The 13,516-nt window shown below is 64.9% G+C and carries 11 protein-coding genes; all 11 read left to right on the top strand.

The genetic code is table 11. The annotated features are described in order from the left end of the window. Positions 1-205 precede the first annotated feature (205 nt). The 11 genes from NKK52_RS05320 to NKK52_RS05370 all read left to right on the top strand — a co-directional run bounded on the left by NKK52_RS05320 (position 206) and on the right by NKK52_RS05370 (position 13,109). Positions 206-850: an alpha/beta hydrolase family protein gene (locus NKK52_RS05320; RefSeq protein ID WP_023685880.1), complete on the top strand. Its 645-nt coding sequence runs from the start codon at positions 206-208 to the stop codon at positions 848-850. A gap of 7 nt (positions 851-857) precedes the next feature. Beyond that, positions 858-1,628 carry an exodeoxyribonuclease III gene (locus NKK52_RS05325; protein WP_023685879.1) on the top strand — a complete coding sequence of 257 codons (771 nt, stop codon included), beginning with the start codon at positions 858-860 and terminating at the stop codon, positions 1,626-1,628. Between the two features lie 105 nt (positions 1,629-1,733). Further along, positions 1,734-3,344: a WD40 repeat domain-containing protein gene (locus NKK52_RS05330; protein ID WP_352515048.1), complete on the top strand. Its 1,611-nt coding sequence runs from the start codon at positions 1,734-1,736 to the stop codon at positions 3,342-3,344. Between the two features lie 80 nt (positions 3,345-3,424). Further along, positions 3,425-4,807: an SEL1-like repeat protein gene (locus tag NKK52_RS05335; protein WP_155922508.1), complete on the top strand. Its 1,383-nt coding sequence runs from the start codon at positions 3,425-3,427 to the stop codon at positions 4,805-4,807. A gap of 232 nt (positions 4,808-5,039) precedes the next feature. After that, positions 5,040-7,049 (top strand): amidase, encoded by a 2,010-nt coding sequence (locus NKK52_RS05340; RefSeq protein WP_031204510.1) that lies wholly within the window; start codon positions 5,040-5,042, stop codon positions 7,047-7,049. Between the two features lie 79 nt (positions 7,050-7,128). Then, a complete protein-coding gene (locus NKK52_RS05345; RefSeq protein ID WP_023685909.1) occupies positions 7,129-7,665 on the top strand; it encodes an isochorismatase family protein in 537 nt (178 codons plus the stop codon). A gap of 31 nt (positions 7,666-7,696) precedes the next feature. Continuing rightward, on the top strand, positions 7,697-8,161 hold the full coding sequence (locus tag NKK52_RS05350) for a GFA family protein (RefSeq protein WP_031204511.1): 465 nt from the start codon (positions 7,697-7,699) through the stop codon (positions 8,159-8,161). A gap of 264 nt (positions 8,162-8,425) precedes the next feature. Continuing rightward, on the top strand, positions 8,426-9,439 hold the full coding sequence (locus NKK52_RS05355) for a LacI family DNA-binding transcriptional regulator (protein ID WP_031204512.1): 1,014 nt from the start codon (positions 8,426-8,428) through the stop codon (positions 9,437-9,439). Further along, a complete protein-coding gene (locus NKK52_RS05360) occupies positions 9,436-10,953 on the top strand; it encodes a sugar ABC transporter ATP-binding protein (protein ID WP_023685912.1) in 1,518 nt (505 codons plus the stop codon). Before NKK52_RS05355 ends, NKK52_RS05360 begins: the two co-directional genes overlap by 4 nt. Continuing rightward, on the top strand, positions 10,953-12,005 hold the full coding sequence (locus NKK52_RS05365; RefSeq protein ID WP_023671400.1) for an ABC transporter permease: 1,053 nt from the start codon (positions 10,953-10,955) through the stop codon (positions 12,003-12,005). Before NKK52_RS05360 ends, NKK52_RS05365 begins: the two co-directional genes overlap by 1 nt. 120 nt (positions 12,006-12,125) lie before the next feature. Next, positions 12,126-13,109 carry a substrate-binding domain-containing protein gene (locus NKK52_RS05370; RefSeq protein ID WP_023685914.1) on the top strand — a complete coding sequence of 328 codons (984 nt, stop codon included), beginning with the start codon at positions 12,126-12,128 and terminating at the stop codon, positions 13,107-13,109. Positions 13,110-13,516: the final 407 nt, after the last annotated feature.

Genomic DNA, 13,516 nt, shown 5'->3' on the forward strand with positions numbered 1-13,516 from the left:
TGTTGGCGCGCGAGCACCCCCCTCTGGCCTGCCGGCCATCTCCCCCTCAAGGGGGGAGATTGGGTGTCGCCATCGCTTTCGCCAATCACTATCGTCGCGAGGTCCGTGAGGCGCTGAAACTGCCAATCTCCCCCCTTGAGGGGGAGATGTCCGGCAGGACAGAGGGGGGCGCGAAGGAACTCGGCCTTTACCGGCAGCGCACCCCATGACCACCTTCCTCTTCGACGGCAATTACACCGCCCCCCTCACCATCCTGCTGGCCCACGGCGCCGGCGCGTCGATGGATTCCCCCTCGATGACCGACACCGCCAAGGCGCTCGCCACAGCCGGCTTCCAGGTTGCGCGCTTCGAATTCCACTATATGGCGGCGCGACGCTATGGCCAGCGCAAGCCGCCGCCGCGCGCCGAGACGGTCAACCCGGAATACATCAAGGCCATCGCCGATCTGAGGGCGAGGGGCGTCGCTGGTCCGCTCATCATCGGCGGCAAGTCGATGGGCGGGCGCGTCGCCTCGATGGTCGCCGACGAGATGTTCGCCAAGGGCGAGATTTCGGGCCTCGTCTGCCTCGGCTATCCCTTTCATCCGCCGGCCAAGCCCGAGCAACTCAGGACAAAACATCTCGCCGACCTCAAGACGCCGACGCTGATCTTCCAGGGCACCCGCGACGAGTTCGGCACGAAAGAAGAGGTCGCGACCTACGGCCTTTCCAAAGCCATCGAGGTGATCTGGCTGGAGGATGGCGACCACGACCTGAAGCCGCGCAAGAGCGTGTCGGGGTTTTCGACCGCCGATCATTTGAAGACGCTGGCCGGGACGGTGAAGGCGTGGACAGGGCGGATCGTTTCCTGATCGCCAAATGAAAATCGCCACCTTCAATATCAACAACATCAACAGCCGGCTGCAAAACCTGCTGGCGTGGCTGGCGGCAGCCAAGCCCGATGTCGTCTGCCTGCAGGAGCTGAAGGCGCGCGACCTGCAGTTTCCGCGCACGGCACTGGCCGACGCCGGCTATGGCGCGGTGTGGAAGGGCGAGCCGACCTGGAACGGCGTAGCCATACTGGCGCGAGGAGCCGAGCCGGTGCTGACCCGTGACGAACTGCCCGGCGATACCGCCGACAAGCAGAGCCGCTACATCGAGGCGGCGGTGTCGGGCGTCGTCATCGCCTGTCTCTACGCGCCCAACGGTAACCCGCAGCCGGGGCCGAAATTCCAGTACAAGCTGGCGTGGCACGCGCGGCTAGAGGCGCATGCCGCAGAACTGTTCGACACCGGCCTGCCGGTGGCGCTGGTCGGCGACTACAACATCGTGCCCGAGCCGCGCGACATCTACGCCACCCGCTCCTATGACGACAACGCGCTGGTGCAGCCGGAAAGCCGGGCGTCATTCCAGCGTCTGCTCGAGCAGGGCTGGACCGATGCGCTGCGCAAGAAGCATCCGAAGGAAACGCTCTACACATTCTGGGACTACCGCCGCAACCGCTGGCCGCGCGATGCCGGGCTGCGGCTCGACCACATCTTGCTGTCGAAGAAACTGGCGCGCCGCCTCACTGCTGCCGGCATCGACCGCGATGTCAGAGGTGAGGACGGCGCCAGCGACCACGCGCCGGTATGGGTCGAATTGAAGTGAATTTGGCTGCGTGATCGCGCCCACTTTCGTGGGCGCAGTTTTGCGCTATTTGTTTCGCTGCGGCGGCCGCATGATGAGCAAGGTGCGGCACCGGAGGGGAGTCCGATGGACAGGTTGGCCGAAAGGCTGTTTGCGCTTCCGCTGCTGGCGGCCGCTTTGGCTTGTCTGGTGCGGGCGTATCTGCTGCTCGGCGACAGAGATTTCAGCTGGAGCGGGATCGACCACATGCTGCACGGCCCAGCCACGCTGCGACCGGTGGTGTTCCTGACCGTCGGCGGGCTTTGCCTGCTTGGCGCCCTGTTGTTCTGGGCCGGACTGCTGCCGGGTCGGCGAAGCCAGCCTGCTGGAACGCCGCTTTTTGGCCGCGACGCCGAGATGGAATCCAAGGGTCGCCCAGGCTGGCGGCGCGCCTTCCTCATGTTGCCGGTGCTCGCCGTGTTGGCGCTGCTGGCCGACCACTTCCCTTGGGCGCGTGACGCCGGCCCGGGCGCTGAGGTCGTCGCCCCGAGGGAGCCCAAAGCCGAGCCGAAGGGCCAGGATATCGCCGGCGTCCCACCGGACCTGGCGACGCCGGCGGTTCCACCGAGTTCGCCGCCGCTCGCCACGCCTCCCGAGCCAACCCCGCCTGAGCAGGCTGCCAAACCGCCGGAACCGGCGCAGCCTACGCCTCCGGCTGCTCCCCCTCGGCCGCCACAAGTCGCAGTCGCTCCGGCGACACCGCCACCGGAGACTGCTCCACCGCCGGCTCCGGCGACACCGCCACCGCAAACCGTCGCGCCGTTGCCGCCGCCTCCGCCGGCGCTGCCGACCGAGCCCGACGGCCATCGCGACGCCGTCGTCTGGCTCGCCGTCTCGGCCGATGGCCGCGACATCATGAGCGCCAGCACCGACCATATGATCAAGCTCTGGGACATCGCCGGCAAGCGGCTGATCCGCAACCTTGGTGAACACAAGGACATGGCGCGCACGGCGCTGTTCATGCCCGACGGCGCAACCGCGCTGACCGCCGGCGACGATGGCGAGATCGTGCTGCGAAAGCTTGCCGACGGCGCGGTGCTGCATGTCTTCTCGTCGGGCGCGAATGGCGGCGTGCGTAAGCTGGCGATCAGCCCGGACGGCAAGCGCGCCGTCAGTGGCCACGACACCGGCAACGTCATCGTCTGGGATCTCGTCAACAAATCGGTGCTGCATGTGATGACCGGACATGACTGGCCGATCAGCACGGTCGCAATCTCGCCCGACGGCACGCGCGCGCTGAGCGGCTCCATCGACGGCACGCTGAAATTCTGGGACGTCGAAAGCGGCAAGCAATTGCGAAGCTGGCACGGCCACGAGCAGGGCACTTACGGCGCTGTCTTCACCGCCGACGGCCATCATGTCGTCACCGGCAGCGGCGACTACACGATCAAGCTCTGGGACCTCGACACGTTTAGGGAATTGCGCCGCTTCGAGGGTCACGAAGGCACCGTCTATACGCTGGCGCTGTCGGCCGACGGCAAGCGCTTGGCCTCCGGCTCGCTCGACGGCACGGCGCGGCTGTGGGATGTCGGCACCGGCGGCCAGACCGCCATGTTCGACAGCCGCACCGGCCCGATCTACGCCGTTGCCTTCGCCACCGACGGCACGCTGCTCACCGGCGGCGACGATCGCACCATCAGGGATTGGCCGGCGGCTGGCGGCGATGGCGAAATCCTGTTCGCCGGCGCACCGCAGTAGCGACATCAAATGCTTTGGATATTCCAGAACAGCCTGGCTTGCGCTATGGATTACTGGTGGCTGCAAATGGATTGGGGACGGTGAGCAACAACGACTGGGCGCCCAAAGTGGATACACCTGTCTACAGCCCGCCCAAGTCGCGTCGCCGAGGGGTCCTTACCGTCGTTCTGGTGTTGCTGGCGGCTTTTGTGCTGCTCGGTCCTGGCCGAAATTACTATGTGCAGTGGTCAGCCATTAAGAAGATTCAAGCGGCTGTCCTGGCAAAGGATTATCGCGAGCAATTCGATCAGATCTCCGTGCTGGCCGACATGGGAAATGCTGACGCACAGTACAATCTGGGATTATTGTACTGGCGTGGCCAGGGTATTGCCCAAAATGACAGGCAGGCGACCTACTGGTGGGGCAAAGCAGCCGAGCAAGGAAATTCAGATGCGGCATCCTTGCTCGCTCAGGCCTATTCCCATGGCCGAGGTGTCGAAAGAAACGACCAACTGGCGTTAAAATTTGCCACACAGTCGGCCGACAAGAGCAACGCGAATGGTTACTATGCCATCGGCACCCTGTACGCGCAGGGCCAAGGTGTTCCGCAAAGCTATGAGCAAGCTCTCTCCTGGTGGCGCAAGGCAGCCGATGGCGGCAGTACCGAAGCTGCCTACTGCATCGGTCGATCCTATTATCTCGGTGAAGGCGTCGAGAAGGACGATCAGCTCGCCGTGATGTGGGTGCGAAAGGCGGTCGACATGGGTGAGCCGAATGCCCAGTCTTTGTTGGGCACGCTGTATTCGCTTGGTCACGGCGTCGGTCAGGATGACCGCCTGGCCTTCGAATGGTGGATGAAAGCCGCGATCGCCGGTGTGCCGGAAGCGCAATACTCATTAGCAAATGCGTATGAATTGGGAAAAGGCATCGGCAAGGACGACGCCCAGTCGTTCGCCTGGTTGGTCAAGGCGGCGGAACAGGACAATGTCCGGGCGCAGTCTGCGCTGGCCTTTGCCTATGCTACGGGCAAGGGCATTGCCACAAGTGATGCCGAAGCATCGTCCTGGTGGCTGAAGGCGGCGAGCCGGGGAGACGCCTATGCGCAGGCGAACCTCGGCCTTGCATATTGGACGGGCGCCGGACTGACTCAGAGCGACGCTGATGCCGTTTCGTGGTGGCTCAAGGCCGCAAAGCAGGGGGACGTTTCGTCTGAACTGTACCTGGCTGTTGCCTATGCCCGCGGCAGAGGGATAGCCAAGGATGAAAAATCCGCCGAATTCTGGTTGCTGGAGGCAGCCAAGGCGGGAAATGTCGAAGCAGAACTCAACCTTGGCAAGCTTTATTACACCGGGATCGGCGGCAAGCCGAACTATCCGGAATCTGCCAAGTGGTTTTCCACATCGGCAAGCCACGGAAACGCCGAGGCCAGGACCTTCCTCGAAATGATGAAGGAAAAAGGCCAGTTCGACAGCAAGACGCTGTGAGCTCAGGGTCAGGCAACGCCGATGATGTCGGTGAGGTCGTGTCATACAATGGACATCGGCAGCGGATACCAAAACTGTCTTTCATCAGTCAATTTCGGAGGCCACTTATGCCTGCCGGCCATCTCCCCACTTGGGGGAGATCAGCAGCGTCGCCGTCACACCTTCCGTTTGAGGCGTGACACTCGCATCGCACGATGCGAAGACTCATTTGCTGCTGCATCTCGAGAATCCCATGCCCAACCTCCAGCTCGTCGAAGCCACGATCGCCGACCTGCGCCGGGCGCTGGAGGCCGGCACCGTCACCAGCGTCGAGCTGGTGGGCGCTTATCTCAGGCGCATCGCGCATTACGACCGCCATGGCATCGCGCTCAATGCCGTGCCGGTGCTTAACCCGGCAATGTTCGAGGAGGCGGCGGCGTCCGACCTGCGGCGGCGCAATGGTGCCACCCTCGGGCCGCTCGACGGCATCCCCTACACCGCCAAGGACAGCTATAAGGTGAAGGGCCTGACGGTGGCCGCCGGCTCGCCCGCCTTCGAGCATCTCGTCGCCAACGAGGACGCTTTCACCATTGCCAGGCTGAGGGCCGGTGGTGCTGTGCTGATCGGGCTGACCAACATGCCGCCTATGGCCAATGGCGGCATGCAGCGTGGCGTCTATGGCCGCGCCGAGAGCCCCTACAATGCCGACTATTTGACCGCCGCCTTCGCTTCCGGCTCGTCCAACGGCTCGGGCACGGCCACCGCCGCCAGCTTCGCCGCCTTCGGGCTGGGCGAGGAGACATGGTCTTCCGGCCGCGCGCCGGCGTCCAACAATGCACTTGTCGCCTACACGCCGTCGCGCGGCGTCATTTCGGTCAGGGGCAACTGGCCGCTGGTGCCGACCATGGATGTGGTGGTGCCGCACACGCGCGGCATTGCCGACATGCTGGAGTTGCTGGATGTGATCGTCGCCGACGATGCGGAGACGCGCGGCGATTTCTGGCGTGTGCAGCCTTGGGTGTCGATCGCGAAAAGCGCTGCTCTCAGGCCGCCGAGCTACACTGCGCTCCAACTGCAAGGCTCATTACAAGGCAAACGCCTCGGCGTGCCGAAAATGTATATTGGCCGCGACGGCGGCGCGCCCAAACCCATCGAGACCCGCGCCTCGGTGCTCGACCTCTGGCGGCAGGCGGCGCGTGACCTGGAAAAGCTCGGCGCGGAGGTGGTCGAGGTCGATTTCCCCGTCGTCTCGAACTATGAGCGCGACCGTCCGGGCACAAAAACCATGGTCGAACGCGGGCTGGTGCCGGAAGCCTTTGCAGAGCGCGAAATCTGGGATCTCTGCATCTGGGGCTGGGACGATTTCCTGCGCGCAAATGCCGATCCGGTGGTCCCCGACCTGGCTGCGGTCGACGGCCCAAAGATTTTCCCGCAGCCGCCGGGCGCGCTGCCGGACCGCTATGGCGATGACGGTTTCGATCTGGCGGACTATGTCACACGCGCCAAACAGGGCGTGACGCCATTGCTGGATATTCCAACGCTGGCGGAAGGTCTGAAGGGATTGGAGGCGACGCGGCGCATCGACTTCGAGGACTGGCTGGACGGGAACCGGCTCGACGCCGTCGTGCTGCCGGCGGTCGCCGATGTCGGCCCGGCCGATGCCGACGTCAACGAGACCTCTGCAGCAATCGCCTGGCGCAACGGCACCTGGGTTGCCAACGGCAATCTGGTGTGGCGTCATCTCGGCATTCCGACCGTCACCGTGCCTATGGGAACGATGGCCGATATCGGCATGCCGGTCGGGCTGACCTTTGCGGGCAAGGCCTATGATGATGCGGAGTTGCTGCGGCTCGCCGGCGATTACGAGCGCGCCACCCAACGCCGCACCAGCCCGCCGCGCACGCCGGAATTGCCGGACGATGTGTTTGCGGGGCGGCCTGGTGGATTGCGGGCCAGCGATGCGCCGGCGCCGAGGCTTACGCTTGTTGCCGAGACGACGCGGCGAGGAGACCAGGCCGAGATCGCCGTGACGGTTGAACTCGATGCGGAGACCGCTGGCGTCAAGGTTCACGTCAATGGCGAACCGGTCGCTCTGCGGCGCAGCGGCACAAGCTTTCACGGTCGCATCCTGGTGCCCGCCGGCGAGCACGAAAGAATGCACAGTGTGTGGCGAGGCGCTTACGGCTCGATCGTTACGGCCGTCATACGGCTGGAGGATGGACGCACGGCTGGTGCTTACGTGGTCGCGGGTGGAATCGGGTGAGGTACATGTAATCTCCCCAAGGGGGAGATCAGCAGCTTCGCCGTCTTGACCCTCCCATCGCCCGCGTTATCTTCTCGCCATGCCAAACCTCGCTCCCCTCATCGTCATCGATCTCCAGACCAACATGTTCGACGGGCGCGTCGAGCCGCCGATCCATGATGCGCCGGGCATAGCCGAGCGTACCCGCTCATTGATCGACTGGGCACGGCGCAGCGGGCGAAAAATCGCGTTCGTGCGGCATGACGGGCCGGCCGGCGATCCGCTGGCGCCGGGCGAGCCGGGTTGGCCGGTATGGCCGGAACTCGGCCAGGCCAAGGACGAGCCGACATTCTCCAAGACCGTCCGCAACGCATTCTCGAATGCCGAGCTTGGCGCCTGGGTGGCCGGGCAGGGGGCCGGCGAAGTCGTGCTCGCCGGAGCGCAAACCGATTTCTGCATCGCCGGCACCGTCAAGGGCGCCCTGGCCGAGGGCCTCGGCGTCACTGTCGTTTCCGATGCGCACTCGACGCTGGACACTGAAGGCGAAACCGCGACCGAGATCATCGCCCGGTACAATGCTGATTTCACCGATGCCGGCGTCACGCTGGTGACGACGAAGGCGCTGACCGGCGACTGAAGCACCGCGCTTCGAAGAGTGGGAGACTGCCGTGCCAACCCTGAAATTGCCGGCCGAAGGCGGATGCCGCTGCGGACGCGTGCGGCTCAAGATTTCCGCAAAGCCGCTTTTGACCATGGCTTGTCATTGCACCGGCTGCCAGACCATGTCGGCCAGCGCCTATTCGCTAAGCGCCGCCATTCGCTCCGACGGCTTCGAGATCACGCTAGGCGAGCCGGTGATCGGCGGGCTGCACGGCGCCTCGAAACATTTCTTCTGCCCACATTGCATGAGCTGGATGTTCACGCGCCCCGAAGGGCTCGACTGGTTCGTCAATCTGCGTCCGACCATGCTCGACGAGCCCGGCTGGTTCACGCCGTTCATCGAGACATGGACCAGAGAGAAGCTGCCCTGGGCGACGACGCCTGCGGTGCACAGTTATGAGGCGCTGCCGGCCTTTGAGGAATATGAGGGGCTGGTGGCGGAGTTTGCTGAAACCGCGAGTCTCCCCACTTGAGGGGGAGATGGCGGCAGGCCAGAGGGGGTCGGTGCGACTGGGCTCGACGTCCTTGCTGCAGATGGAAGGTTGGCGCTTCACGCGCGGCGACCCCCTCTGTCGCCTTCGGCGACATCTCCCCCTCGAGGGGGAGATAAGCCCCGCTAAAAATTTGCATCGAATCGATTGCGCAAACGTTTCGATCACCCTAAGCTCCCCTGAAATCCGCCATCAGAGCGGACGGGAAACGCATAAGGGAGGAGCGCTTGCAGGCGCTGATATGTCTTGCCGACAATGGCTGAAGTGGCGCGGCGCGCCGGCGTGTCGGTGTCGACCGTCTCGCATGTCGTCAACAACACGCGCTTCGTTTCGCTGGAAAAGGCGAGGCTGATCAACGACGCCATTGCCGCCATGGGCTACCAGCCCAACGAGCTGGCGCGCTCGCTGAAGGCCTCGACCACCAACAGCGTCGGCCTGGCGATCTCGGCGATCTCCAACCCTTATTTCACCGACATCATCTGCGCGGTCGAGGCCGAATGCGCACGGCTTGGGCTGATGGTGTTTCTGTCGGATACCCAGGAGGATCCCGACCGCGAACTGCAGGTGGTGCGCGCTTTTCATCAGCGCCGCGTCGACGGCGTCATCCTGGCCCCGTCGGGCTCGCCGCAGCGCGCCATCGATTACCTCGCCGACAAGAAGATGCCATGCGTTCTGATCGACCGTTTCGCCGACGAGCGCTTCGATCAGATCGGCGTCGAGAACGAAACGTCGATGCGCGCGCTGATCGACCATGTCGCCTCCTTCGGCCACAAGCGCATCGGCTATATCGCCGGACAGCCGGGCCTGACGACGACGCGCGAGCGCATCGAGGCGTTCCAGGCTTCGCTCGCCGCCAATGGACTTGAAAGCGTGCCGCGATATCTCTCGGCCGAGAATGTCGACACGGCGGCGGCGACCGCATCCACCCACGCCATCCTGTCGCTGCCGTCGCCACCAACCGCATTGGTCACCGGCAACAACATGACGACGATCGGAGCCGTCCGCGCCATCCGCGAAAAAGGCCTCACCATTCCGGGCGATCTGTCGCTGGCCGGCTTCGACGATTTCGAATGGGCCGATTGTTTCGAGCCGCGCCTGACGCTGGTCGCGCAGCCCTGCACCGAGATCGGCAGGCAGGCGGCGGCGCTGCTCAGCGCCCGCATCGCGGCGACCGCTTCAGCGCCGCGCTCGGTGCGGCTGCAGGCGACGCTGCGGGCGCGCGCCTCCTGCGGGAGGCCGACCCACACGAGGCTAACATGAGCGCGCCGCTGCTGGTAATGACCGGCGCCGTCAAACGCTTCGGCGGCGTGCAGGCGCTGCGCGGCGTCGACTTCGACCTCAAGGCCGGCGAAATCCATGCGCTGCTCGGCGAAAACGGCGCCGGCAAGTCGACGCTGATGAACCTTCTGTCGGGCGTCTACACGCCGGACGAAGGCACGATCGAGATCGACGGCAGACCCGTGCGCTTCAACAACCCGCGCGAGGCGCAAGCGGCGGGCATCGCCACCATCTTCCAGGAGCTCGACCTGGTGCCGTCGCTGGATGTCGCGGCCAATCTTTTCCTCGGCCGCGAACTGATGCGTCCGGGCGGCTTCCTCGACGTGCCGGCAATGCGCCGTGAGGCGAAGAAGCGGCTGGAGGCGATCGAGATCGCCATCGATCCGGCTGCCATGGTCGCCGACCTGTCGATCGGCCAGCGCCAGGTGGTCGCGATCGTCAAGGCGCTGTCTTACGCCTCGCGCGTGCTGATCATGGACGAGCCGACGGCCGCACTTACCGTGGGCGAAGTCGAGCGGCTGTTCGACATCATGAGAAAACTCGCAGCCACCGGCGTCGGCATCGTCTATATCTCGCATCGGCTGGAGGAAGTGCCAGGGATTGCCGACCGGGTGACGGTGATGCGCGACGGTCGCGTCGCCGGCATCACCGAGCCGCACGCGCCGCAGGCCGAGCTGGTGCGCCTGCTGGTCGGACGTCCGCTGGATGAGCTTTATCCGCAACGCGCCAAAGCGGCGGGCAAGCCGCTGCTCAGCCTGAGGAACGCCAGCTTCAAGCTCGCCCGCGATAGCGCCGGCTGGCAGGCGCCGCAAGGCGTTTCGCTCGATGTCCATGAAGGCGAGATCGTCGGCCTGGCCGGCATTATGGGGGCAGGGCGCACCGAGCTGCTTTCCGCGCTCTACGGCACCGGCCTGTCCGGCCGCTGGGAAGGCGAGGTCGCCATATCGGGTGAACCGGTAAAGCTGGACTCGATCAGCGCTGCCCGCCACGCCGGCATCGCCTTCGTCACCGACGACCGCAGGGGCTCAGGCCTGATGCTGCGCATGGCGGTCGGCCTCAACCTGGTGATGTCGGTCATATCCCGAATCTCGCCGAACTGGCTGGTCTCGCCGCGCCGCCAGGCCGAGGCGGTGAAGGAATCCTTCGGTCAGTTCGATATCCGCCCGAAGAACCCCGACATCGCCGTCGGCGCGCTGTCTGGCGGCAACCAGCAGAAGGTGGTGCTGGCCAAGGAGATCCTCGGCAATCCGCGCCTGTTGCTGCTCGACGAGCCGACACGCGGCGTCGATGTCGGCGCCAAGGGCGAGATCTACCAGCGGCTCAGGGCACTCGCGGCGCAAGGGCTGGGCATTCTGGTGGCGTCCAGCGAGATGCCGGAGCTGATCGGTCTGTGCGACCGCATCGTGGTGCTGCGCCAGGGGCGCAATGTGGCGGAATTTTTGGGCGGCGTCGACGAGCACACGGTGCTGGCCGCGGCTAACGGCAGGGAGGCCTGATGTCTCAGGACAACAATCCAGTGGCAGCGAGCCCAGTGACGGCGGCGCCTCAAAAGCATCGCGACCCGCTGGCGCTGATCGTGCGCTTCCAGAGCCTGATCGGCCTGGTGCTGGTGGCGATCGGCGGCATCATCTTCTCGCCGCGCCGCCACGGCGAGATCCTGTTCCTCAACCCCGACAACATCGCCAACATCGTGCGCGCGGTGTCGGAGACCGGCATCATCGCCATCGGCATGACCTTCGTCATCATCACCGCCGGCATCGACCTCTCCGTCGGCGCGGTGCTTGGCCTGTCCAGCGTCGTCACCGCATCGATGATGATCTCCGGCGGCTTCGGCCTGATCCCCACCATCCTCGCCGTGCTCGCTTTGGGCATCGTTTTCGGCGCCATACAGGGCACTATCTCGACCCGTTTCCGGCTGGAGCCCTTCATCGTCACGCTGGCCGGCCTGCAGGCCGCGCGCGGCCTGGCGCTGGTCGTCTCCGGCAACCAGTACATCAACATTTCCTATGGCGAAGGGCCAGGCCTGGCGCCGCCGGTGTTCGCCGTGCTGGGCGAGCGGCTGTTCAACAACACCGTGCCGGTGGCGACGCTTGTGTTCGTCGTCTTTGCCGCGATCGCCACCATCGTGCTCAACACCACGCGCTTCGGCCGCTATGTCTTTGCCGTCGGCGGCAATGAGCGCGCCGCGCGCATATCCGGCGTGCCGGTGTCGATGGTGAAAATCTCGGTCTACGCCATCACCGGCTTTGCCGCCGCCCTTGCCGGCATCGTGCATGCCGGCCAGTTCAATTTCGGCAGCGCCAATGACGGCATGGGCTATGAGCTGACGGCCATCGCCGCCGTGGTCATCGGCGGCACCAGCCTGTTCGGCGGCGCCGGCTCGATGGTCGGCACCGTTGCCGGCACCATCATGCTGGGCGCGCTCGCCAACATCCTGCAGCTCAACAACATTACGCCCGCCATGCAGCTGCTCGCGACCGCCGCGATCATCGTCCTGGCGGCAGTGCTTCAATCCCTCGTTCGCCGCCGCGAGGGGTTGGGTCGTTAGTGCATGTCGCGCAAAAGGTTTTGCGATGACGACATGCACAAACAAACAAGGAGGAGACGGCAACACGTGAACGTCAAACCAAGGTCTGGCCCCCCGGCCGGACGAGGAGGAGAGTGAGTTATGAAAACGACACTAAGAGGATCGACCCTCAAGGCCGTGCTGCTGGCAGGCGCCGGCCTGTGCATTGCAGGCTCCGCTTACGCCGCCGAGCCGCTGGTGAAAGCCTGCGCCAAGGACGGCCAGTTCGTCATCGGTTTTTCGCAGGCCAACAATGCCGAGCCCTACCGCCAGCACGTCAATGACGAGCTGGAGGCGGCGGCCAAGGAAGTGCCCGGCTTCACGCTGCAGATCGCCGACGGCGCCGGCAACGTCAACACGCAGACCTCGCAGGTCGACAATTTCATCACCCAGAAGGTCGACATCCTGCTGATCTCGCCCTTCGAGGCCGCACCGCTGACGCCGGCGGTGAAGCGCGCCATGGATGCCGGCATCCCGGTCATCGAGCTTGACCGCAAGACGGTCGGCGACCCCGGCAAGGACTACACCGCCTTCATCGGCGGCGACAATTTCAAGATCGCCGAGGAAGCCGGAAAGTACACCGCCAAGACGCTGCTGCCCGACGGCGGCGAGGCAGCGGTGCTGCAAGGCCTGCCGAGCTCGACGCCGGCGGTGGAGCGCCTCAACGGCTTCAAGGAAGGCGTGAAAGGCAACCCGAAGGTCCAGATCGTCGCCGAGCAGGCCGCCGACTGGGTGCCGGACAAAGCGCAGGTCGCCTTCGCCGCCATGCTGCAGGCGCACCCCGACATAAAGGTGCTCTACGCCTCCAACGACATGATGGCCGCCGGCGCGCTGCTCGCCGCCAAGGGTGCGGGCAAGGACGTCAAGATCATCGGCACCGATGGCCTGCCGGGCCCGGCCGGCGGCATCGAGGCCGTCGCCAAGGGCGACTGGGTCGCAACCTTCACCTACCCGACAGGCGCCAAGGAAGCGATCGAGATGTCGAAAAAGATCCTGCTCGACTGCGCGACCGAGGTGGACAAGACGGTGACGGTGGAAACCACCGCGATCACGGCCGAGAATGCCAAGCAGATGATGGGGAAGTGAGGGCGGAAGAGCCCGGCACTGAGGTTTGTGAGCAAGGCCCCGGACGGGGCCTTGTTTGTTTGGGGGGAGCGCTGGCCCTGCCGAAGAAATGGCAGCGTCGCGCCTCATCTCGGTCGCGATGACCTGCGTTGCCATACCTGTTCGTTCGCCCCCCTTGGTCGCATGCTCGTCAACGAGTTCGTCAAAGCTCGTGGCGGTCTTGAACGGGCGATATGGTCGAGGCCAGAAAACAACTGAGGGAGGTACACGCTAGGATGCCGAAATACGTCCCCATTGTGGAGCCAGCCACTGCGAGAAGATCGGACTCTTGTTTATTCTCAACTTGGATCACCGTTCCGAGCGATCACCATGTGCCTCTTCATGGGATCGCTTGCTTAGCTGCTGCAAATGGAGTGTTCTGACCAGCA

The organism is Mesorhizobium sp. C277A, assembly GCF_040324395.1.
GTDB lineage: Bacteria > Pseudomonadota > Alphaproteobacteria > Rhizobiales > Rhizobiaceae > Mesorhizobium.

What these genes read in the sequence shown, in the direction of transcription:
- NKK52_RS05345 (WP_023685909.1), top strand. Translation starts at nt 7,129, where the DNA reads ATGCCAAACCTCGCTCCCCTCATCGTCATCGATCTCCAGACCAACATG.
- NKK52_RS05340 (WP_031204510.1), top strand. Translation starts at nt 5,040, where the DNA reads ATGCCCAACCTCCAGCTCGTCGAAGCCACGATCGCCGACCTGCGCCGG.
- NKK52_RS05360 (WP_023685912.1), top strand. Translation starts at nt 9,436, where the DNA reads ATGAGCGCGCCGCTGCTGGTAATGACCGGCGCCGTCAAACGCTTCGGC.
- NKK52_RS05320 (WP_023685880.1), top strand. Translation starts at nt 206, where the DNA reads ATGACCACCTTCCTCTTCGACGGCAATTACACCGCCCCCCTCACCATC.
- NKK52_RS05370 (WP_023685914.1), top strand. Translation starts at nt 12,126, where the DNA reads ATGAAAACGACACTAAGAGGATCGACCCTCAAGGCCGTGCTGCTGGCA.
- NKK52_RS05325 (WP_023685879.1), top strand. Translation starts at nt 858, where the DNA reads ATGAAAATCGCCACCTTCAATATCAACAACATCAACAGCCGGCTGCAA.
- NKK52_RS05330 (WP_352515048.1), top strand. Translation starts at nt 1,734, where the DNA reads ATGGACAGGTTGGCCGAAAGGCTGTTTGCGCTTCCGCTGCTGGCGGCC.
- NKK52_RS05365 (WP_023671400.1), top strand. Translation starts at nt 10,953, where the DNA reads ATGTCTCAGGACAACAATCCAGTGGCAGCGAGCCCAGTGACGGCGGCG.